The organism is Paraburkholderia rhynchosiae (assembly GCF_002879865.1).
Lineage (GTDB): Bacteria > Pseudomonadota > Gammaproteobacteria > Burkholderiales > Burkholderiaceae > Paraburkholderia > Paraburkholderia rhynchosiae.
In genome coordinates this window covers 119,016-139,543 of record NZ_PNXY01000012.1, presented here as the reverse complement: position 1 = coordinate 139,543, position 20,528 = coordinate 119,016, and the positions used below count along the sequence as shown (strand labels likewise).

Here is a 20,528-nt window from a genome sequence, read left to right as displayed (position 1 = left end):
GGTCAACGCCTTCTGCTGCGGCGGCTTGCGTCGCAGCGGCCGCGCACTGCGGTCGTGCCCGGCAGCGGAGCCCGACGCTTCAGCGCGAAAGCCGCACGGCCTGGTCGACTCACGTCAACGGAAAGTCGACGTATTTCTTGAACCCCGGACGCGTTGCAATGCGCGAATACCAGCGCTCCACATTGGGCAGCGGAGGACGCTCGACGCCGGGAAGGCCGAACCAGCGTTTCGCGTAGGCGCCGATCACGATATCGGCCAGCGTGAACTTGTCGCTCTCCACAAAGAAGCGCCCTTGCAGATGAGTGTCCAGCAGGTGCCACAGCACAGTGACGTCGCGGATGTGTTCTGCGAGTCTCGCCGCGTCGCGCTGTTCGGGCGGCGTGCGCACCAGCGTCCAGAACACCGGGCGCTCCGTGGGTTGCAGCGTGGACAGCGACCAGTCCAGCCAACGGTCGATGCTCGCGCGCAGTCTCGGTTCGGCCGGATAGAGCGGACTGGATGCGCCGTATTGCAGCGCCAGATAGCGCAGGATCGAGTTCGATTCCCACAGCACGAAGTCGTCGTCGACCAGCGTGGGAATTTTGCCGGTCGGGTTCATCGAAAGGTAGGCGGGTTCGTCGTTGCGGCCGAACTGCATGCCGGCGTCGATGCGCTCATACGGCAGCACCAGTTCATCGCAGCACCACAACACTTTTTGCACGTTGACTGAGTTCGTTCGTCCCCAGATCGTAATCATCCGGTTAATCCTTTTGTCGGCAGTTGGCAAGCCGCACCTCGCGCGCGGCGTTCAGCCAGTAACGATACACGATGCGCATGGGTTTGGATGCATGGGCACCGGCGCGGGCACCGGCGTGGGCACCGGCGCGGGCACCGGCGCCCGCACCGGCGTGAACCAGGTCGGGCACCCTCCTACGTTGCGTACAATGAGCGCACCGAAATACGACGAGGCACCGCATGGCCCGCATTGTCCCCGACGACTGGAAGAGCCTCGCCGCTACCGGCGCGGCGGCGCGCGAGCGCGAAACGCTTGCGCTACTGGAACAGGCGCTTCCCGATAACTACACCGTCTATCACGGCGTGCACTGGACGCGGCTCAACCAGAACTTCTCGGTGTTCGGCGAGGCCGACTTCGTGATCGTCAGTCCGGCGGGGCGCGTGATGATCGTCGAACAGAAAACCGGCTTTCTGCGCGAAACGCCGAAGGGGCTCGTCAAGGTTTATCTGCAGACCGAGCGCAATGTGGCGATCGCGCTTGCGCACACCATCGAAAGTCTGCATCGGCGTTTTACTGCCGCGTTCGGCGCCGGCACGTATTTTATCGAGGAACTGCTGTACTGCCCGGACCATATCGTGAAGGACGCCGCGATTGCCGGCGTAAATCCCGCGCGAATCGTCGATGCGACCCGCCGTGACCGGCTGGCCGCGGTAATTCGCGAAGCGTTGCCGGCCGACGAGCCGCGTCTCGCTTGCGCGCCGAAAATCCATCACTTTCTCGCCGATGAACTCGCGCTCACGCCCGACGCGAGCGCGCTCGTCGGCCAGGCGGGCACGCTCGTCACGCGGCTCTCGGGCGGTCTTGCCACGTGGGCGCGGCGGCTCGACTTCTCGCCGTTTCGCTTGCGCGTGATCGGCACGGCCGGCTCCGGCAAGACGCAACTCGCGGTGCAGGTGATGAAAGACGCCGTGGCGCGCGGCCAGCGTCCTTTGTATGTGTGCTTCAACCGGCCGTTGGCGGATCACATCGCGCGCGTCGCGCCGCCTGAGGCGAAGGTGGCGAACTATCACCAACTGTGCGACTGGATTGCACGCGATGCGGGCCGCAAGCCCGATTTCCAGTCGGGCGAAGTGTTCGATCAGCTCGAAGCGATGTTCGCCGGAACGACGATCGAAGCGCGCTGGCAATTCGATGTGCTGATCGTCGACGAAGGCCAGGATTTCCAGCAGCCGTGGGTCGCCGCGCTCGAACGCCTGTTGCGTCCCGGCGGCGCGTGGTGGTGGCTCGAAGATCCGCTGCAGAATCTCTATATGCGGGAACCGGTAGCACTGCCCGGCTGGACCACGTTGAAGGAAACCACCAACTATCGCAGCCCGCGCGACATTCTCGATTATGTGCGCGAGGTGGTCGGCGCGTCGGTGCCTGTCGCGGCGGCGCTGGCGTCGGGCAGTCCGTTCGACGGCTCTGACATTGCCCTGTCTGTCTATGACGAAGCGAACGCCGTCGAAGGCAGCATCGACGCGACCAAACGCGCCATCACGCAGGCACTGTCGCTCGGCTTTCGCAAACAGGACATCGCGGTGCTGTCGTTTCGCGGACGCGAAGGTTCCGCGATGACCGCGCACGATCATCTCGGCCCGCACCGGCTGCGCAGCTTCACCGGCAAGTACGATCTGTTTGGCAATCCAGAGTATCGCGACGGCGACGTTCTATTCGAGTCGATCTACCGCTTCAAGGGCCAGGCCGCGCCGTGCGTGATTCTGACCGAAGTCGATTTCGATGCATTCGACGAGCGCATCGCGCGCAAGCTGTTCGTCGGGGCGACGCGTGCGACGATGAAACTGATCATCGTCGCCTCGCAGCGCGCCGCGCGGCATCTGCATCTGCGCGACGGCAAGGAGAACAAGGACAGCAAAGACAACAAAGAGGTGCGCGAAGCCTGAAGTGCCTTGGATGCATGCGCGAACGTCCGTGTTCAGGTCCACGCACGCGCGCCCACCAGCATGCCGGTGCGTGTATGCGCATCCCACCAGATCACGCGCAAGAGCGGCGCTTGCTGCGCGATCAGCAAGGCCTGCACCGGATCGCTTTCGACGAAATGCGTGACGCCGCCCGCGAGTGCCGCGGCCGCCTTGTGAGCGGCGGCGCCGGCTGGGCTTTCGTCGTGCGTGCCGGGTGTGCGCATCACCAGTTGCATATGGCCGAAGCCGTGCCGCTCGAGCCACGCCAGCGTGCGTGCGCGGTCCGTTTCCGGCCGGCCGGTGATGATCGTGCGAACGCGTTGCAGGTCGATGCCCGGCAGCACGTCGAACGGCAGCAGCGCGTCGCGTTCGAGCAATGCTGCCGCGAGATCTTCGTCGTAGCGTGTCAGCGGCACGTCGGGAAGCAGGATCCCGTCCAGGTCGATCGCGTAGGTCGCATATTCGTGATCGTCCGCCATCGCGGGCGCGTCGCCGGCTTCGACCCGCGCCCAGTCGTCGCGATAACGCTGCGTGTAGGCCTGGCGCTCCCATGGAAACAGCGCGAAGTAGCCGCGCGCATCGATCGCATAATCGGGCTGCGTGCGGCTCAGGTCGTCGACCGCGCCGGTCAGCGTCTTTACGTCGAGGCGTTGTTGCTGAAGGAACGCGATGCAATCGGCAAGCGTAAAGCCGCGGCCCGCAATGTCCTCGCATAGCAGGACCTTCGAGCCGGCAGGCGGAATCGGCAGCGTCGAGTCCCACGCGACCTTGCGCGACGCGCGGTCGTAGCGCAGAAATGCGACCGGCGTGCCGGCCGAGTGCGAAACCATCAGCGCGAGCGGCGCGCCGCCGCGCAGAATGCCGATCGCCATCGCAAAATCTTCCGCAAGCAACGTGGGTTGCAGCGATTCAATCCAGTGATCGAGCTGCTCGTACGTGAGGGGCAAAACCGGCTTGTTCATGACGCTCGTCGGGTCGCGTAAGGCGGGTGAGAAGACTGCCTCCGAATGCGCCACGCGCCTGTGCGGCGAGCGCGGCGGCGGGTCTTCGTTTTTTGAGACAACGAATTTTGACGATATTATGCATGCCGTTCGACGATCGCGCGTCGGGGTGACGCGCGTATAGCCAGTCCGACCCAGTCCGAGCCAATCGGAGCCAATCGGAGCCAACGTGAGGCAAGGTGTTCCGCGAGGGCGGCGTCGTCGCAAGAAAAATAGACCACGGATAAAAAAGCAAATGACCAAGGTGACCGCAACAATGCAAGGCAGGTTCAGCGCGTATGCCAGCGCGCGCCGGGCAATGGGGTTGATGTTCGCGCTGGCCGCGTGGAGCGTGCAGGCGCAGACGGACCCGGCGGCGTTGTCGCTCGAGGTCACAGGCAAAATTGGCAAGAGCACTGACGCGGCCCACCGTTCCTATCGCTTCGACGAGGCGCAACTGCTCGCGCTGCCGGCCCATTCCATCACGACAGCGACCACCTGGACGCCGCGCTCCACCTTCACAGGACCGCTGCTCGCGGATATTCTGAAGACGGTCGGCGCGCAGGGCACGCAGGTTGAAATCCATACGCTCGACGACTACACCTACACGGTTCCGGTATCGGACTGCGACCGCTATGGCGTGGTGGTGGCGTACAGCATGAACGGCCGGCGTCTGAAGATCAGCGACTTCGGGCCTCTGTTTCTCATCTATCCGCGCGACGCGTTCCCGGAACTCGCGGGCGCTTCGGGCGATTCGAAATTCGTATGGCAGATCAAGGCACTCATCATCAAATAAAGCGCCGTCCGTGGCGCCGTATTCTTTATGTGCTGATCTGGCTGACCGCGCTTGCGGCGCCCGCCGGCGCAATCGGCTATCTGCTCTACGCGAACCTGCTCAATCCGCGCACGACCGAGCCGCTGACCGGCTCGTACGACGGCTTCTACTGGGACGCGGCGCAACTGCAAATCGCCTACGCGCGCTTCGAAACTCAACTGCTGCTGTATCAGGCGGGTGTCGACGACGATTTTCAGCGGCTCACATTGCGTTACCAGTTGCTCCAATCGAAACTGCACGTGACGGAAGGCTCGACGCGCCGGCTCACCACGCAGGTCGCATTGCTGCAACGGCAACTGGATGAAATCCACGCGCTCGATCGTATGCTGACCGGTCTTGCGCCCGAGGTTGCGGCGTTGCCGACAGACCGCCGCCGTGTCAACGGGATCGTCGCGCTATTGCGCCAGCACTGGAACGAAGTCAACGATCTCGCGCTGAGCCGCCGTTTCGCCGATGTCGCGGACCGCGAGGCGATGAACCGCGATTTCATCGACAAGCGCCGGCTGCTGTTTGCCGGCGGCCTGCTTCTGCTTTTGCTGTCCGCGGCGGCCACGCTCCTGCTCGTACTCAACGGCCGGCGCCGTACGCGTCTCATGCATCAGCAGCATGCGGCGCTCGAAGCCGAGCACCAGGCGAGCCGCGCGGCGCGCGAGGCGAGTCTCGCGAAAGACGCGTTTCTCGGCATGATCAGTCATGAGCTGCGCACGCCCTTGCATGCGATCGTGTCGTCGATCGAATTGCTCGGCTTCAACTATCACTCGGAAGCCGATCGCAAGGTGATCCACCGGCTCGAAACCGCGGCGCGGCATCTTGAAGCGCAGATGAAGGACCTGACCGACTACGCGCGTCTCGGCGCCGGCAAGCTCGAACTGCGTCACGAGCATTTCGAGCCGCGCGAACTGCTGGCGTCGATCGTCGACGAACATGCGATGTCCGCCGCCGCGCGCGGCCTGAAGCTCGAGAGCGAGGCGAGCGGCGTGAGCGGCGTTGTCGATTCGGACCCGCACCGCATTCGCCAGATCGTCAATAACCTCGTCACCAACGCGATCCGTTATACAGAAACCGGCACCGTGCGCGTGAAGTTGATGCAACGGCCGGCGCTGCTGAGCTTTGTCGTCAGCGACACGGGGCCGGGTGTGCCGCAGGCGCAGATCCCGCTCATCTTCGAGGAGTTCACGCAGCTGGACAGCTCGCGCACGCGCCGCTTCGAAGGCGCGGGCATGGGGTTGACAATCGTGCAGGGACTCGTGCGGCTGTTCGGCGGCACCGTCGAAGTGGCGAGCACGTTGGGCGAGGGCACGACCTTCACGGTGACGATTCCGGTTACGCCGGTCGCGCTTGCGCATGCGCCGGGCGTGACCACGCGTGCGGGGGCGGACGGCGCGCGGCCGAGCGTGCTGATCGTCGACGATAACCGGCTGATTCGCGAGTCGCTCAGCGAAATGGTCGCGCATATGGAGTTCGACGCCCACGCGGTCGCCAACGCCGACGACGCGCTCGCCTGGCTCGACGCGCGCCGCTGCGACGTCGTGTTGCTGGATCTGCATATGCCGGAGCGCGACGGCTACGCATTTCTCGCGGATCTCGCCGCGCGCGGCGGGCCGTCGTCGGGCGTGCCGGTGATCGTGGTCAGCGCTTATGCGCCCGAGGCCGGCGTGGGGCAAGCGGATCAGGGAGAGGGCGGCACGCCGCCGTTTTTCGAAGCGTTGTTAAAGCCGGTACATTACGAAGATCTACGCAACGCGTTGCAGCGTGCGCTGGCTTCACGGAATACCGTCTGAGACGGCGCGGGCCAGCAACGCCGCTTGAGCAGCGGTTCAGGCGCGCTTCAGGGCCGGTTCAGCCGCTTCGACAGATCGGCCACCAGAATCGCCATGCGCGCCGGCTTTTCATAGCAGGCAACGTCGTAATTGCGGATCACCTGGCTGATCTCGGATTCGCTCGCTTTGCCCGTCAGCAATTCGCCCGTCAGCACGAAGATCGGCGCATCGGGATTTTCCGACGCGCGCACCGCGCGAATCGCGGCCGCCGAGGTTTGCGAGCCGAACAGCCAGTCGATCACGATGCCGTCGAATACCTGCGTTTGCAGTTGCTCGGCGAAAGCGGCGAGTCCGTAGATTGCCACCGCCGTGAAACCGCTGCGCTCCAGGTAGTCGCGCAGATTGTCGGCGCTGGCCTGATCGTCGTCGACCACGGCGATGGTCGGCTTGTCCGTTTCCGCGCGGCGCGGGTAGATCTCGATCTTGTGGACCTCGTAGGCGCTTTGATACAGCGCGCCGTCATGACGCGCCACGCGCCACTGGCCGAGCTTCGAGTAAGCGACGAATTCCGGCCGGCTGCCCGGCTCAAGCGCCGCGCCGACCCAGGCGGTGCAAGGCAGCTCGATAGCGCCGATGCAGAACACCGCCTCTTGCGCGATGGCGCCGACCATGCCGGGATCGAGCGATTGCGCGCCGAATAGCTGCGCGGCGGGCTCGCCGTACACTTCTGCGACCTTCTTGATTTGCGACAGGGTCCACGGGCTATTGCCGCGCAGCTTACGGTGCCCTTGCGAAAAGCTCAGATCGAGGATGCGGCAAAGTTCTGTGGTCTGCTGTCGCTTGCCGATTCCGTGCCGGCTCATCAACTCGCGCACGCGCTCGGCGACTGCGATGGAGTCTGGTGAGTGTGTTTCGTTGGTCATACTGCGTGAGGATCCGCCGTCTTAAAGGGCTGTGGGGGCGATACGGCAGGCGTAACTCGGCCATGCATCAGACGCACAGTGACGCAGGGTACGCGGGGGACAGCAAATGTACCGTAAAACCATCGCGGTCAGGGTTTTTGTATTGGCGCTATTGCGTCTGTCAGAGCAAGCCGAAAATCCGACAGCTGCGGCGGTCGTATCGCTGCGCTTCTTATGCATTTCACATCAAATGCATTTTACCGATGAAACCGGGCCACATCCACCGAAGGACTTCAAGCCTGCCTGGCACGCGGGCATCTTCGCCGGTTTTGCGGCCGAGCTGTCGAGGCCCTTGAAGATCCACTCGGCGACTCCGGCCGGGAACCGTTCGGGCAATTCCGCGCCGGGACCGCTCGATCACCTCGGGGCTCTGCTCGATCAGCCGCTGGATCAGCGGTTCGGCGCTGGCGCCATACGAGCATTTGAGCGCCATGGTGTTGAAGTGGCGCAGCAAGCACGTCGGGAAAAGCGTCGTGCTTGCTGCGCGACCACATGCCCATCGCTAGACGCGCCTTGAACCAGGACCACTGGTTCGGACCATTGCCGTCGACCGGCCAGATCGACATGACGTCGTAAAGCGGTGTCAGCCGGTAGTGGCCTCCGCCAGCGGGCGAATGAAGTTGTCTGTCTGGCGAATATTCGCCAAATATTCGTCCGGCAGATAATTGGCAAGGTGACCTCATCCGTCGCGAAAGCCTGCTGCGACGGGGCTCGGGACAGAATTTTTGAGCAACCGGCATTGCGGTCAATGGGTTCGCCTGCGAAGATCAGGCTCACGCTTAAAACCCTTCGCCCGATGACGACGACCTATCCGCTGCATGCCGGCTTCACTGCCGGCGATCAACCGTTTCCGAAACATGCCGATGTGGTGATTGCCGGCGCGGGCATCATCGGCTGCGCCGCCGCTTACTATCTTGCGCGGCGCGGGCTGTCGGTCGTCGTGCTCGACAAATCGCGTATCGCGGGGCAGCAGTCGTCGCGAGCGTGGGGTTTCGTGCGCCAGCAGGGCCGCGAATCCGCCGAAGTGCCGCTGATGATGGCAAGCATCCCGCTCTGGAAAACGCTCGAGCGCGAGTTGAATTTCGATCTCGAATGGCGTCAGGGCGGTTGCCTTTACGTCGCTACCGGCGAAGCGGACTGGACCTCGTTCCAGCAATGGATGGACGTCGCGCGTCAGCACGGGCTCGATACGCGCACGCTCGACCGCAAGCAGCTCGACACGGTGGTGGCCGGCATGCAAGGTCCGGCGCTCGGCGGCCTCTACACCCCGAGTGACGGTCAGGCCGAACCGCGACGCGCCGCTGCTGCTTTCGCGGCGCGGGCGGCCGAAGCCGGCGCGCTGTTTTTCGAAGGCTGCGGCGTACTCGGCGTGGAACGCGCGGGCGGCGCGATTGCCGGCGTGGTGACGGAGCGCGGCACGGTCCGTACGTCGCGCTTCATCTGCGCGGCGGGTGCCAGTAGCTGGCGCCTGCTCAAAACGCTGGGTCTCGAGTTGCCGCAGCAGGCGGTGCGCGGCACCTGCATGCGCACGAATCCGTTGCCGCGCGTCACGGCGTCCACGTTCTGGGGCCACGGGCTCGGCGTGCGGCAGCGCGCGAACGGCGCAATCAATCTCGCCGACGACATGCAGGTCGACGTCGACATGACGCTCGGGCATTTTCGCGCGCTGAAATGGTTTCTGCCTGAACTGTGGAGTCAGCGCGAAAAGTTCAGCTTCCATCTGAACGGCGCCTGCCTGCGCGACTTGCGCGACCGTCTGCCGGGTCTCGTGCCGCAGAGCGAGCGCGTGCTGCATCCGCGCGATCCGCATCCGCAGCCCAACGTGAGCCATGCGCCGCGCGCGCTGAGGAAACTGCGCGCGCTGTTTCCCGCGTTGAAGGACGCACAGGTGGTCGAATCGTGGGCGGGTCTGATCGACGTGCTGCCCGACGGTATTCCAGTGATCGATGCGCCGCCGCAAGTCAGCGGCCTCACGATTGCGACGGGCTTCTGCGGCCATGGTTTCGCGATGGGCCCGATCGTCGGCAAACTGCTGGCGGAAATAACCGACGGCGCACACGCTTCGCTGGATCTGTCGGCGTTCCGTTTGCAGCGGTTTGTCGACGGCACCATGCAGCGGCCTCGCAGCATGCTGTGAAGGCGCCTCACTGTTTTCATCCCTCGTACTTCGCACACATCGCGCACGCATGAAAGAACTCACTTTGCGCCACGCCGGCGTGCCGTACCACACGCAATGGGGCAGTCCCGAATGGGTTCGTCATATCGTCGAGAAGCAGGGCGATCCTTGCGACGATCCCGGCTGGCGAAAGAGCGGCTTCCCGGACCCGCAACGGTATCGCTTCTGGGCGAAACGCCTCTGCGGCCTGACATGCCTCGAATCCGCTCTCGATTACTGGCGTATCGAACACCCGCCGCGCGCCGCGCTGCTCGACGAAGCGTTGCGGCATGGCGTGTATCGCATGAGGGACGACGGCGGCGTCGACGGTTTGATCTATCGCCCGTTTGCGACGTGGGTGAGCGAGGCATTCGGTGTGCACGTCGACGTGCTGCCGCAAGCGCCGCTCGAAGAGATTGCCGCGCGCCTGGATCGGCAGACGCTTGCCATCGCATCCGTGAGCCCCGAGATCCGTTACCCCGAGCGGCCGAATCAGCGGCAGGGCGGGCATCTGATTCTGCTGCATGGACGCGATTCGGTCGGCGTATGGTTTCACAACCCTTCGGGCATCGCGCCGCAACAGGCCGACGTCTACCTGCCGTTCGCCACGATGGCGCGCTTCTACGCCGGCCGCGGCATGACGCTCAGCCGGACCGGAGCGCTTGGCACGTAGCGCGGGCGGCCAGGAGTGCGATTGATCAGGTCCGTTTTCTGCTGAAACGTCGTATCGACATTTGCGATACAGGATCCGGCATGAATCGAACCAGCGCCTGGCTTGCTGCGGGTTTTTTCGCACTCAGCGCCGTCACCGCGGCCCATGCTGCCACCCACGACGAGCAGGCCAAGGCCTGCCGCCGCGACGCAATGCATTTCTGTTCGGCCTACATCCCGAACAAAGCGAAGATCACGGCCTGCATGACGCAGCACATCGACGAACTCAGTCCGCCCTGCCGCGCAATGTTCAAGGACGGCAAGAAGTCAGGCGACAAGAGCGGCGATCCAGGCGGGGCGCAGTGAGTTCACTTTGACTGGAGCGTCACCGCAGCCGTTTGTATCGCGCGTCTCGGATGCGACCCGGCGGCGCGGTGGGCGTCGTAGAATCGCTTCTTCCCGACTGCGAATAAAACATCCGCTCATGACCCGCCCGACTACGCAGATCTTCGACGCCGCCGCGACCGCGCGGCTCATACCCTATGCCGCACTCGTCGACGCGTTGAAGCGCGCGACCATCGACTATGCGCAGCAATGCATTGCGAGTCCCGAGCGGCTCGTCGTGCCGCTCAACGAGGGCGGCATTTTGCTGTCAATGCCCGCTACGGCGCCCGATCTGGCAATCCACAAGCTGGTCAACGTCTGCCCGGGCAACGGCGCGCGCGGCCTGCCGACCATCCACGGCCAGGTAATGGCGTTTGACGCCGACACGGGGGAGACACTATTCATTCTCGACGGGCCGACCGTGACGGGACGCCGCACCGCGGCCATGTCCATGCTGGGCGTGAAGACGTTTGCCGCGGTCACACCGCGGGAATTCCTGCTGATCGGCACCGGCACGCAGGCGCTCAATCATCTCGAGGCGATTGGCGAGCTTTTTCCCGACGCGCGCGTGTGGGTGAAGGGCAGCGCGCCGGCGCGCGCCGAAGCGTTTTGCGCCGCGCATGGCGGCAAGGCATTCGAGGTCCGGCCGCTTGCCGAGCCTGATGCTGCGCTTCCCGATTCGGTCGATACGGTGATTGCGCTGACCACGAGCCGGCAACCGGTCTACGACGAAGCGCCGCGCGCCGGTCGGCTCGTGATCGGCGTCGGCGCGTTCACGCCTGAAATGGTCGAGATCGGCGCGCGAACGATTGCGGGCAGCGCGCTTTTCGTCGACGACCAGGCCGGCGCGAAACACGAGGCCGGCGATTTCATCCAGGCGGGCGTGGATTGGGCAGGCGTGCAGGGCATCGCCGCAATCCTCAGCAACGAGGCACCCGTGCCGGCGCAAACACCCGTTGTGTTCAAAAGCGTCGGCTGTGCGGCGTGGGATCTGGCGGCATGCCGCGTTGCGCGCGAGGCGTTGTCGAGCGTGTGACCCCGTTCGAGCGAAGCGGCGGCGCGCGAGCCCGCCGATAGTCGCCGATAGTCGCCGATAGAGTAAAACGGCTTGAAAACAGGCCTTTGCCGAAGCGGTTTGGCAAATTGCGCCAACCTGCGGCACATGTTGCCGTGCAAACAATCGGAAAACGTTGCACCATAGGCGTTTGCCAGAAAATCTTCCGACGTGCGTCTCCTCAGACCGTGCATCAGTTTTTCTGTCTTTGCCTGACCTTTAGCCTTATCGACGCCTTCCTTCCCACGACGCTGCGACCGCGCTATGACGACCCAACACGCTTCACCCATTCCCGACCTTCCGCTCGACATGATCATTTTCGGCGGCACCGGCGACCTGTCGTTTCGCAAGCTGCTGCCCGCGCTCTACATGGCGCATCTGCACTGCAATCTGCCGCCGGAGACGCGCATTGTCACGATCGGACGCAAGCCCTGGTCGCGCGAGGAGTACATCAACGAGTTCATGGAGCAGAAGGCCAAGCCCTTCATCGAGAAGAAAGCGTTCGATGCCGCCGCGTGGGACAAATTTCTCGCGCTGTTCGAATACGTGCGCATGGACGTCGACTCGGCCGAAGACTATCAGCGGCTGAAGGAAGCGTCGCGTGACGGCGTGCGCCGCGTGTTCTATCTGGCGACGTCGCCGGATCTGTTCATGAACATTTGCGAGAACCTGTCGTCGGCGGGGCTGGTGGACGAGAAATCGCGCGTCGTGCTCGAGAAGCCGCTGGGTCACGATCTCGCGTCCGCGCAAGAGATCAACACGGCGGTCGGCAAGCATTTCAGCGAAGCGCAGATCTACCGGATCGACCACTATCTCGGCAAGGAAACCGTGCAGAACCTGATGGTGCTGCGCTTCGGCAATCCGATTTTCGGCCCGCTGTGGCAGGCGCCGTATATCAAGCGTGTGCAGATCACGGTCGCGGAAACCGTTGGCGTGGGCAGTCGTGCCGGCTTCTACGACAAAACCGGCGCGTTGCGCGACATGGTGCAGAACCACCTGCTGCAATTGCTGTGCATCGTCGCGATGGAGCCGCCGGTCTCGCTCGATCCCGACGCGGTCCGCGACGAAAAGCTCAAGGTGCTGCGCTCGCTGCGGCCCATGACGCCCGAGGACATTGCTCGCGATACCGTACGCGGCCAGTACACGGCGGGCGCAGTGGACGGCGAGGCGGTGAAGGGTTATCTCCAGGAAGAAAACGTGCCGGCCGGAAGTCGCGCAGAGACGTTCGTCGCGTTGCGCGCGCATATCAATAACTGGCGCTGGGCCAACGTGCCGTTTTTCCTGCGCACGGGCAAACGTATGCAGAAGAAGGTCTCGGAGATCGTCATCGAATTCTCCGAACTGCCGTTCTCAATCATTCCGAGCGGCGGGCGCAATTACGGCAACCGTCTCGTGATCCAGTTGCAGCCGGAGGAGTCGATCCAGTTGCAGATGCTCGCGAAAGAGCCGGGCAGCGGCATGCACATGTTGCCGGTGAATCTGAACCTCGATTTGCAGCAGGCCTTCACCGAGCGCCGCGCGGAAGCGTATGAGCGTCTGCTGATCGACGTGATTCGCGGGCGTCTGACGCACTTCATGCGCCGCGACGAACTGGAAGCCGCCTGGGCGTGGGCCGAGCCGATTCTGGACGGCTGGGCGAAGTCAGGCGAGCGGCCGCGCAACTACACCGCGGGAACGTTCGGGCCAGCTGCGTCGACGGCGTTGATGGCGCGCGAAAATGCCGTCTGGGCGGAAGAGTCGCAGTAAGCGGTTCTTTCTGTCGCGCAATGCAAAACGGCCCACTGAATAATGCGGGCCGTTTTCGTTATCGGACTGACGTCAGGGCAGCGAAATGGTCAGCGTGGCCGACTGCGGCCCGAGCTTGACCACCTGTGAATACGGCGCCAACGTGCGCAAAGTCTGATCGCGCAAATACGTGTTCAGGCCAAGATAGGCCAGCAGTCCAACCAGCGCGAATACCGCGCCGATCGACCACAACGGCACTTCGCGCTTCAGACGGTGCGCGACCTGATCCGGCAGCGGCCAATGCGGCGCGAACGGCGCACGCTTGCCCTTCATATGCGCGATTTCGTCGCCGATGCGCGCGGTCAGATACGCGAGCTTCTCCGGTCCTTCCAGCAAATATTTGCCTTGAAAGCCGAGCAGCAGGCACATGTGGAACACTTCCAGCGATTGCAGACGCGCGGCGCCTTGCGCACGGCATTCCTCGAGGTACTGAAAGAACTTTTCTCCCGCGAGTTGTTCGCCGAACAGCACCAGTTGTAGCGGCCGCCGCTCCCATTCCGTGCGGATCTTGAACGTGGACGACAACACCGACTCATCTATCGCCGCGCAGAACGCAAACTTGGACGCGTAGACATCGTCCGCGGAGGCATTGAGCTTTTTCGCGCCGCGCTCGAAGTCGCCGAGAAACTGCTGGATGCGCTGACTGAATTCGTGCGCGTCGCCAGGTTCGCGGCCGTTTTTCAGCAGGAACAGCATGAAGAAGCCGTCGTACAGCAGGTCGAGCAGCGAGCGGACCTGATAGCTCGGCTCGGTCGCCGGGGCGGGCGTCGCGGCAGGCGTGCTGCCGCCGAAGAGGGAAGGCGCGTAGCTCATGATGTGACGGCGATCAGTTCAAGTTGAAGATCGTTGATGCCCGAAGGCGCATAGATCATTGCGGATTGCGCTTGCAGCATGCGGTCATACAATGCGCCGCGCGATTCGAACGAGAAGTAGCACGCGCCCGGCCTTACCGGAATGGCGGGCGGCACTTGCGGCGTGTAGACGAGCCGCACGCCCGGCATGGCCGACAGCACGAGCTTGTCGACGTCGTCCGGCGCGCCGACCTTGAAGCGCGCCGGCACCGCTTCGACGAGTTCCGCGGTGGGCATGTCGGCGGATACGGCAATGTAGAACAGCGTTTTGTCGTCGATCTTGCCGGAATCGAGTCGGCCCGCATGGAACGACGGGCGCACTTCTTCGAGCGCGATCGCGAAGTAGCGCGCGGAGATCACCGTTTCGAGCAGATCGCGCAGGATCGTATCGAGCCGCGCGAAACCGGGACCCGGATCGTCGTGACGATAAGCCGGCAGGTCGGACAGCGCATAGCCTTTCGAAAATGTCATCAACTGGCCGGCGAGGCGCAGTAATTCCTGAAACAACCGCTCGGGATGCAGCGCCGAATGCTGATACAGATGCGCGAGCGATGCGAACGCCGCACTCGCGGTGTGCAACAGCCAGAACGACGCAATGTCGCCCGAACGGAACTCGATGATGTTCTTGGTCGGCTCCCGATGGAAACCGTACAACGCATTAACCTTGGCCTGCAACGCGTCGATCAGCTGGCGCAACCGCTGATGCAGGACCGGCGAGGCGTCGATTGCAAGACACGGTGGCACGAAGCTGTCGTCGATTTCAAATCCCGACGTGGCGGTGCGGCGCACGCGCACAAGCGGCACGGACAGCAGTTGGTCGCGCGGCTCGCTGTGCGCGATCAGTTTGACGCTGGTTTTCAGGAACGTGATGTCGGCTTCCGCGGCATCGGTGAAATGATCGGCAACCGGCGTCTGCTCGCTCACGTAACGCGACACGAAGCCCGCGTTGCTGTCCTGCGAATAGTTGGCGCCCGTCTCGCGCAACGGATGCAGCGCAAGATAAAACGTGAATTCGTTGATGCCGTCCGGCAACGTGTCCAGGGCGATGGGCGGCGGCAGCTCGTCCGCTTGCGGCGCCGAATACAGCGCGCCGTCGGGAAACACCAGCGACAGTTCGCTCATGCGCAGCACGTTGCTGCCGAGCGCGTCGCGGTCGAAGCGCGCCGAGCGCACACCCCAGTTGTACGGCTGAATGGCCTGAATCGACTCGAACAGGCGCGCCTCGTGATAGGCGTCCTGACGCTGAAAATGCTGCGGCCGCAGAAACAGGCCTTCCCCCCAGAGCACTTTTGCGGAATAACTCATCTCAAACCTGTTATATGGGTTCAGCGTGCAGCGCGCCCGGAATAACCGCATTCGAGCGTCGCATTGTTAATTCTCTAGAAAATGTTAAATCGCATTCTCCTGGCATCTTTCCCGGCATCTTCTAACCGCAGCTAACCGAAGAAAGCATATTTAGCGGCTGCGCGGGCAATCCCTGTTCTGGCGGGATCACCGTGCCGTTGGTCACCGTCATTGCGCAGTTATGCAGGCCGATCATTATGCCGGATTTCTCCGACTTCGCCGGGTCGAAGGCGAATTTCCAACGCTGCATGGCCGGGTCGCGGAATAGAGCGACGATGCCGAATGCCTGCGCTTCACGCGATACCTTTTCGGTAACAACGTAACGTTGGCCCGGGATCAGCGTCACTTCACGCACGCCCAGCAGATCGCCGCCGAGTATGGTCTTTTCCTTCGCCGGATCGGTAAATGCATCGAATGGCGCCTGCTGGAATGAAGTGGGATCTTTCAATGTGTAAAGCCGCACCACTAGTGCGAATGGCCGTTTGTCATTTGCCGCGTTCAGATTGGGCGCCGCATATAACGTGAGACCGACATTGCGCGGTGGCTTCTGCGCGTCCGGCAATTCCGGCTTGCCGAGGCCGCTCGCCTGCAAAGCCGCGTTGGCAGCGGCTCCGAGCACGGTCACGCCGGCGGCGCAACCGCCCAGCAGCGCGCAAAAGGAGGCATTTGCAATCAATAACGATGCGTGGCGAACAAGACGCGAATTCATATACTCCGACCGGCTGGCCGCCGTCCCCCGTCTAAACATCAATAACCAAATGATTTCGGCAAAATTTCAGCAACTAATGCCGCTTTATGCCGTTTACTGCCGCGCCATGCAGCACGCATGTAATTCCTGGCGCACACCGGGTTCGCCGTCTGTCAGTGGCAATTTTTTCCGGAGACCAGATTCCACTATTGCGCCAGGAAACAATTTCTGCATGCTTCGTTTTAAAGATCCACGCGGATTTTTTTCGTGCAATGCTTCTTCACATGAAAGTTGAATTATCGAAAATTGGCCTGTACTATACCCGCGCACTTGAAGCAAAGCAAAACTCCGGTTTCTCCTTGAATTAAAAAATTCGCACGTCGGTGATAAACGATGAATGACCGTCTGTTAGTAAAACTATCTGGGGTTGTGTTGGCATGCGGCGTGATGGCCGGTTGCGCGACACAGGGCAACAACGCGGCGACCACACCGGAGGCTTTTAATAAGCAACTCGCGGATGCCGATACCGTCGCGAAAGGCGGCGATCAGGATCGCGCTATCGCGCTTTATCAGCAGCTTTCCAAATCAGATCCGACACGCGAGGAACCGTGGTCGCGCATTGCGCAGATCCAGTTCACGCAAGGTCATTACGGTCAGGCTATCGTCGCCGCGCAAGAAGCGCTGCAGCGCGATCAGAGCGACCGTCAGGCAAAGAGCGTTCTCGCCGTGGCCGGTCTGCGCGTCGCCACCCAATCGCTCGGCGAATTGCGTCAGGACGCGTCGCTCGCGGGCGACGCGAAGTCGGACGCGCAGGCGCTTGCCAGGCAGTTGCGCGACACGCTCGGCGAGGCCACGCTGTTCCCGCCCGACCCGAACGACAAGACGGCTGTGAAGAAAAAGCGTGTGATTCGCCGCGTCGCAAAAAGCAAGGCTGCCGAAGCGCCGGAAGCGAGCCCCAGCGCCGCGGCTCCGGCCGCCGCGGCGGTTCCTGCCCCGGCGGCGCCCACAGCGCCCGCCAAAGCCGCGCAAAGCGGCGGCGCGTCCGATCCGTTCAGCGCGCTGCGCTGATTCACATGCCTCACCATCAGCATTCGGGAGCCGACGATGGCGAAGAAAGAAAGCATACAAAAACGCTTGCAAAAAGTGCGGCCGCCCCGCGTGCAGCTCACCTATGAGGTGGAGCGCGGCGATGCGATCGAGGTGAAGGAGCTGCCGTTCGTCGTCGGCGTGGTGGCCGATCTGGCGGGGCAGTCCGAAGTCGAGCAGCCGAAGCTGCGCGATCGCAAGTTCGTCAGCATCGACCGCGATAATTTCGACGACGTGATGAAGGCGATCGAGCCGCGCGCGGCGTTTCAGGTCGAGAACCGGCTGAGCGAAGCCGGTGGCAAATTCGCTGTGGATCTGCGTTTCAAGTCGGTGGCCGATTTCAATCCGGACGAAGTGGTCGCGCAAATCGAACCGCTGCGGCGTCTGCTCGACGCACGTTCGAAGCTTGCCGACCTGCGCAACAAACTCGCCGGCAATGACAAGCTCGAAGATCTGCTCTCCGAAGTGCTCAACAACACGCAGCAGTTGCAAACGTTGGCGAAAGACCAGGGCAACGCGGCGGACCAGAACGGCAGCGCGCCGGATCACGACAAGCAAGGCGAATAAGTACGGGGTGTGAGATGAACCAGCAAACGGCAGCAGCCCAACTCGCCACCGCGCAAAGCGGTGCGGAAACCACGCTGCTCGACCAGATCGTCGAGAAAAGCCGCGTGGCGAAGTCCGAATCCGAACATGCGCGCGCGAAGGACTTGATCGGCGAACTCGTGCACCAGGTACTCGACGGCACGGTGGTGGTGTCCGACAACCTGTCGGCCACAATCGACGCACGCGTCGCCGAGCTCGACCGCCTGATTTCCGCGCAATTGAGCGCGGTAATGCACGCGCCAGAATTCCAGCGCGTGGAAAGCACGTGGCGCGGTCTGGACTATCTGTGCAAGGAGAGCAACACCGGCGCAACGGTTAAGATCAAGGCGTTGCACGCGTCCAAGCGCGATCTCGTGCGCGACTTCAAGACCGCGATCGAATTCGACCAGAGCGCGCTCTTCAAGAAGATCTACGAAGAAGAATTCGGCACGTTCGGCGGCTCGCCGTTCGGCACGATCATTGGCGACTTCGAGGTAACACGTCAGCCGGAAGACGTGTATTTCATCGAGCAGATGTCGCATGTCGCGGCGGCCGCGCATGCGCCGTTTATCGCGTCGGCCTCGCCTGAGTTGCTGGGCCTTGAAACGTTTGCCGATCTTGGCAAGCCGCGCGATCTCGGCAAGGTGTTCGATACCGTCGAATACGCGAAGTGGAAGTCGTTCCGCGACTCGGAAGATTCGCGCTATGTCGGCCTCACGTTGCCGCGTTTTCTCGGCCGTTTGCCGTTCAATCCGAAAGACGGCGCCACGGCGGAAGGCTTCAATTTCGTCGAAGACGTGGACGGCACGGATCACAGCAAGTACCTGTGGTGTAACGCGGCGTGGGCATTCGCTGCGCGCCTCACAGCCGCATTCGACGACTTCGGCTGGTGCGCCGCGATTCGCGGCGTGGAAGGCGGCGGCTTGGTCGAAGACCTGCCGACTCACACGTTCAAGACCGACGACGGCGAAGTCGCGCTGAAATGTCCGACCGAAATCGCCATTACGGATCGCCGCGAAAAAGAACTGAGCGACCTCGGTTTCATTCCGCTCGTGCATTGCAAAAACTCGGACTACGCCGCGTTCTTCGCCGCGCAATCGGTGCAGAAGCCCAAGAAATACAGTACCGACAGCGCGAACGCGAATGCTGTACTGTCCGCGCAATTGCAGTACATCTTTTCGGTATCGCGCGTCGCGCATTACCTGAAGGCGATGATGCGCGACAAGATCGGCAGCTTTGCATCGGCACAGAACGTGGAGGTCTTCCTGAATCGTTGGATCTCGCAGTACGTGCTGCTGGATGACAACGCAACTCAGGAGCAGAAAGCGCAGTTCCCGCTGCGTGAGGCATCCATCCAGGTCTCGGAGATTCCGGGCAAACCCGGCGCTTACCGTTCGGTCGCGTTCCTGCGTCCGCACTTCCAGCTCGACGAACTGTCGATCTCCTTGCGGCTCGTCGCCGACCTGCCGAAACCGGCCAATTCATAAACGAAGTCAGAAAGCCCGGGCTGGCCGTCCGGGTTAGCTGTTAAAACCACCTCTTTGGGGAGTCGATGAGTTATGAAGGACATCTATTTAAAATTCGGCAATCCGGCGATCAAAGGCGAGTCCGCCGATAAAGATCACGCTGGCTGGATCGAAATCGATTCGTGGAGCCACTCGATTACGCAACCGCGCTCGGCTACGGCTTCGACCGCGGGCGGCCACACGTCCGAGCGTTGCGAGCACGCCGACATGCAGTTCACGAAAGACATCGACGTGGTTAGCCCGCTGATCTATCAGCACGCGTCGGGCGGTACCACGTTCGACGAAGTCACGATCGACTTCATGCGTTCGGACGGCGAAGGCAATCGCATCAAGTACCTCGAAGTGAAGCTGAAGTACGTGATCATTTCGAGCGTGACACCGAGCGTTATTGGCGAAGGTCTGCCGAGCGAACAGTTCTCGCTGAAGTATGCTGCCGTGCAGTGGAAGTACACACAGCAGAAGATTGGCGGCAACCAGGGCGGCAACGCGCAAGGCGCGTGGAGCCTGACGAAGAACGACAAGACGTACGCGGTCTGATGCACGGGCGCACGCGGCGCGCGCGGTCCGAAAGGGCTGCCGCGCACGGCGTGCACGGTGCAGCTAACCGCTTCTTCGGACGCCGATGAAACGATTCGAACCCAGCTTTCTCGACAAGCTGTTCGACGACGAACCGCATCTGCCGGCTTCACCGGCGATGCGGCAATTGTCGTTGGAGGAATTGAAGGGCACCGTCGCGCGCGACGTCGAGGCGATTCTGAACACGCGTATCGCGCTAACCGAGCATGAACTGGCGGCGTTGCCCGAATGTCAGCGCTCGGTGCTGACGTACGGTCTGAACGATTTCGCCGGCTTGAGTCTTGCGAGTCATTATGACCGCACGTTCATCTGCAAATCGATTCAACAGGCCATTGCACGGCATGAGCCGCGCCTACAGCAAGTGTCGGTCACGCTCGAACTGAACGAACAATCGACTAATGCGCTGAACTTTGCAATTCAGGCGCTGCTGGTCGTTCATCCGGCGGAAGAACCGGTGAGTTTTGATGCAATGTTACAGCCGTCCACATTGCAATACTCGGTCACGCGCGCACGCGCGAAACTGTAGAAGTTGTTTTAATACCGCTTGGCTTCAGTACCGCTTTAGCGCCGCCGCGACGCGCAACGGTGATGACAGTTCAAGCGGAGAGGGTTCGGGTCCGGGGATAGATC

The 20,528-nt window shown here is 62.5% G+C and carries 20 protein-coding genes; 14 read left to right on the top strand and 6 right to left on the bottom strand.

Annotation, left to right across the window (positions count from 1 at the left end; genetic code table 11):
• Positions 1-109: 109 nt before the first annotated feature.
• Positions 110-736 carry a glutathione S-transferase family protein gene (locus tag C0Z16_RS18370; protein ID WP_102633535.1) on the bottom strand — a complete coding sequence of 209 codons (627 nt, stop codon included), beginning with the start codon at positions 734-736 and terminating at the stop codon, positions 110-112.
• 218 nt (positions 737-954) lie between these two features.
• Here C0Z16_RS18370 and C0Z16_RS18365 point away from each other — a divergent pair, with 218 nt between their 5' ends.
• Positions 955-2,658 (top strand): ATP-binding domain-containing protein, encoded by a 1,704-nt coding sequence (locus C0Z16_RS18365; RefSeq protein WP_102633534.1) that lies wholly within the window; start codon positions 955-957, stop codon positions 2,656-2,658.
• 32 nt (positions 2,659-2,690) lie between these two features.
• On the opposite strand, the gene C0Z16_RS18360 is transcribed toward C0Z16_RS18365, so the two are convergent.
• Positions 2,691-3,638, bottom strand: coding sequence for a phosphoribosyltransferase (locus C0Z16_RS18360; protein ID WP_102633533.1), 948 nt, complete (start codon positions 3,636-3,638; stop codon positions 2,691-2,693).
• A 274-nt stretch (positions 3,639-3,912) separates the two neighbouring features.
• Here C0Z16_RS18360 and C0Z16_RS18355 point away from each other — a divergent pair, with 274 nt between their 5' ends.
• On the top strand, positions 3,913-4,452 hold the full coding sequence (locus C0Z16_RS18355) for a molybdopterin-dependent oxidoreductase (protein ID WP_102633532.1): 540 nt from the start codon (positions 3,913-3,915) through the stop codon (positions 4,450-4,452).
• Positions 4,422-6,272, top strand: coding sequence for an ATP-binding response regulator (locus C0Z16_RS18350; RefSeq protein WP_102633531.1), 1,851 nt, complete (start codon positions 4,422-4,424; stop codon positions 6,270-6,272). The genes C0Z16_RS18355 and C0Z16_RS18350 overlap by 31 nt, the downstream gene beginning before the upstream one ends.
• Before the next feature lie 47 nt (positions 6,273-6,319).
• Here the strand turns inward: C0Z16_RS18350 and C0Z16_RS18345 are convergent, their stop codons facing one another.
• A complete protein-coding gene (locus C0Z16_RS18345; protein WP_102633530.1) occupies positions 6,320-7,174 on the bottom strand; it encodes a helix-turn-helix domain-containing protein in 855 nt (284 codons plus the stop codon).
• A 106-nt stretch (positions 7,175-7,280) separates the two neighbouring features.
• On the opposite strand from C0Z16_RS18345, the gene C0Z16_RS38390 reads away from it, so the two are divergent.
• The 6 genes from C0Z16_RS38390 (at position 7,281) to zwf (ending at position 13,203) form a co-directional block, all read left to right on the top strand.
• Positions 7,281-7,730 (top strand): hypothetical protein, encoded by a 450-nt coding sequence (locus tag C0Z16_RS38390; RefSeq protein WP_175130690.1) that lies wholly within the window; start codon positions 7,281-7,283, stop codon positions 7,728-7,730.
• Between the two features lie 279 nt (positions 7,731-8,009).
• Complete coding sequence (locus tag C0Z16_RS18335; protein ID WP_102633624.1) at positions 8,010-9,350, top strand: NAD(P)/FAD-dependent oxidoreductase; 1,341 nt, start codon at positions 8,010-8,012, stop codon at positions 9,348-9,350.
• A gap of 49 nt (positions 9,351-9,399) precedes the next feature.
• Positions 9,400-10,041: a C39 family peptidase gene (locus C0Z16_RS18330; protein WP_102633529.1), complete on the top strand. Its 642-nt coding sequence runs from the start codon at positions 9,400-9,402 to the stop codon at positions 10,039-10,041.
• Between the two features lie 80 nt (positions 10,042-10,121).
• Positions 10,122-10,385, top strand: a complete 264-nt coding sequence (locus tag C0Z16_RS18325) for a hypothetical protein (RefSeq protein WP_102633528.1) — start codon at positions 10,122-10,124, stop codon at positions 10,383-10,385.
• A gap of 118 nt (positions 10,386-10,503) precedes the next feature.
• The gene (gene lhpI, locus C0Z16_RS18320; RefSeq protein ID WP_102633527.1) at positions 10,504-11,439 is read left to right on the top strand and encodes a bifunctional Delta(1)-pyrroline-2-carboxylate/Delta(1)-piperideine-2-carboxylate reductase; all 936 of its coding nucleotides are present in this window, start codon (positions 10,504-10,506) and stop codon (positions 11,437-11,439) included.
• Between the two features lie 282 nt (positions 11,440-11,721).
• The gene (zwf, locus tag C0Z16_RS18315; RefSeq protein WP_102633526.1) at positions 11,722-13,203 is read left to right on the top strand and encodes a glucose-6-phosphate dehydrogenase; all 1,482 of its coding nucleotides are present in this window, start codon (positions 11,722-11,724) and stop codon (positions 13,201-13,203) included.
• Positions 13,204-13,275: 72 nt separating this feature from the next.
• Here the strand turns inward: zwf and icmH are convergent, their stop codons facing one another.
• From icmH to tssJ, 3 genes are all read right to left on the bottom strand, one after another.
• A complete protein-coding gene (icmH, locus tag C0Z16_RS18310) occupies positions 13,276-14,055 on the bottom strand; it encodes a type IVB secretion system protein IcmH/DotU (RefSeq protein ID WP_102633525.1) in 780 nt (259 codons plus the stop codon).
• Positions 14,052-15,398, bottom strand: coding sequence for a type VI secretion system baseplate subunit TssK (gene tssK, locus C0Z16_RS18305; protein ID WP_102633524.1), 1,347 nt, complete (start codon positions 15,396-15,398; stop codon positions 14,052-14,054). The genes icmH and tssK overlap by 4 nt, the downstream gene beginning before the upstream one ends.
• Positions 15,399-15,519: 121 nt before the next feature.
• On the bottom strand, positions 15,520-16,146 hold the full coding sequence (tssJ, locus tag C0Z16_RS18300) for a type VI secretion system lipoprotein TssJ (RefSeq protein ID WP_102633523.1): 627 nt from the start codon (positions 16,144-16,146) through the stop codon (positions 15,520-15,522).
• 372 nt (positions 16,147-16,518) lie between these two features.
• On the opposite strand from tssJ, the gene C0Z16_RS18295 reads away from it, so the two are divergent.
• The 5 genes from C0Z16_RS18295 to tssE all read left to right on the top strand — a co-directional run bounded on the left by C0Z16_RS18295 (position 16,519) and on the right by tssE (position 20,424).
• Positions 16,519-17,193, top strand: a complete 675-nt coding sequence (locus C0Z16_RS18295; protein WP_167403541.1) for a tetratricopeptide repeat protein — start codon at positions 16,519-16,521, stop codon at positions 17,191-17,193.
• Positions 17,194-17,229: 36 nt separating this feature from the next.
• Positions 17,230-17,778, top strand: a complete 549-nt coding sequence (gene tssB, locus C0Z16_RS18290; RefSeq protein ID WP_102633521.1) for a type VI secretion system contractile sheath small subunit — start codon at positions 17,230-17,232, stop codon at positions 17,776-17,778.
• 14 nt (positions 17,779-17,792) lie between these two features.
• Positions 17,793-19,283, top strand: coding sequence for a type VI secretion system contractile sheath large subunit (gene tssC / locus C0Z16_RS18285; RefSeq protein ID WP_102633520.1), 1,491 nt, complete (start codon positions 17,793-17,795; stop codon positions 19,281-19,283).
• Positions 19,284-19,355: 72 nt separating this feature from the next.
• The gene (locus C0Z16_RS18280; protein ID WP_102633519.1) at positions 19,356-19,859 is read left to right on the top strand and encodes an Hcp family type VI secretion system effector; all 504 of its coding nucleotides are present in this window, start codon (positions 19,356-19,358) and stop codon (positions 19,857-19,859) included.
• Positions 19,860-19,944: 85 nt separating this feature from the next.
• Positions 19,945-20,424 (top strand): type VI secretion system baseplate subunit TssE, encoded by a 480-nt coding sequence (gene tssE, locus C0Z16_RS18275; RefSeq protein WP_020070382.1) that lies wholly within the window; start codon positions 19,945-19,947, stop codon positions 20,422-20,424.
• Positions 20,425-20,528 lie beyond the last annotated feature (104 nt).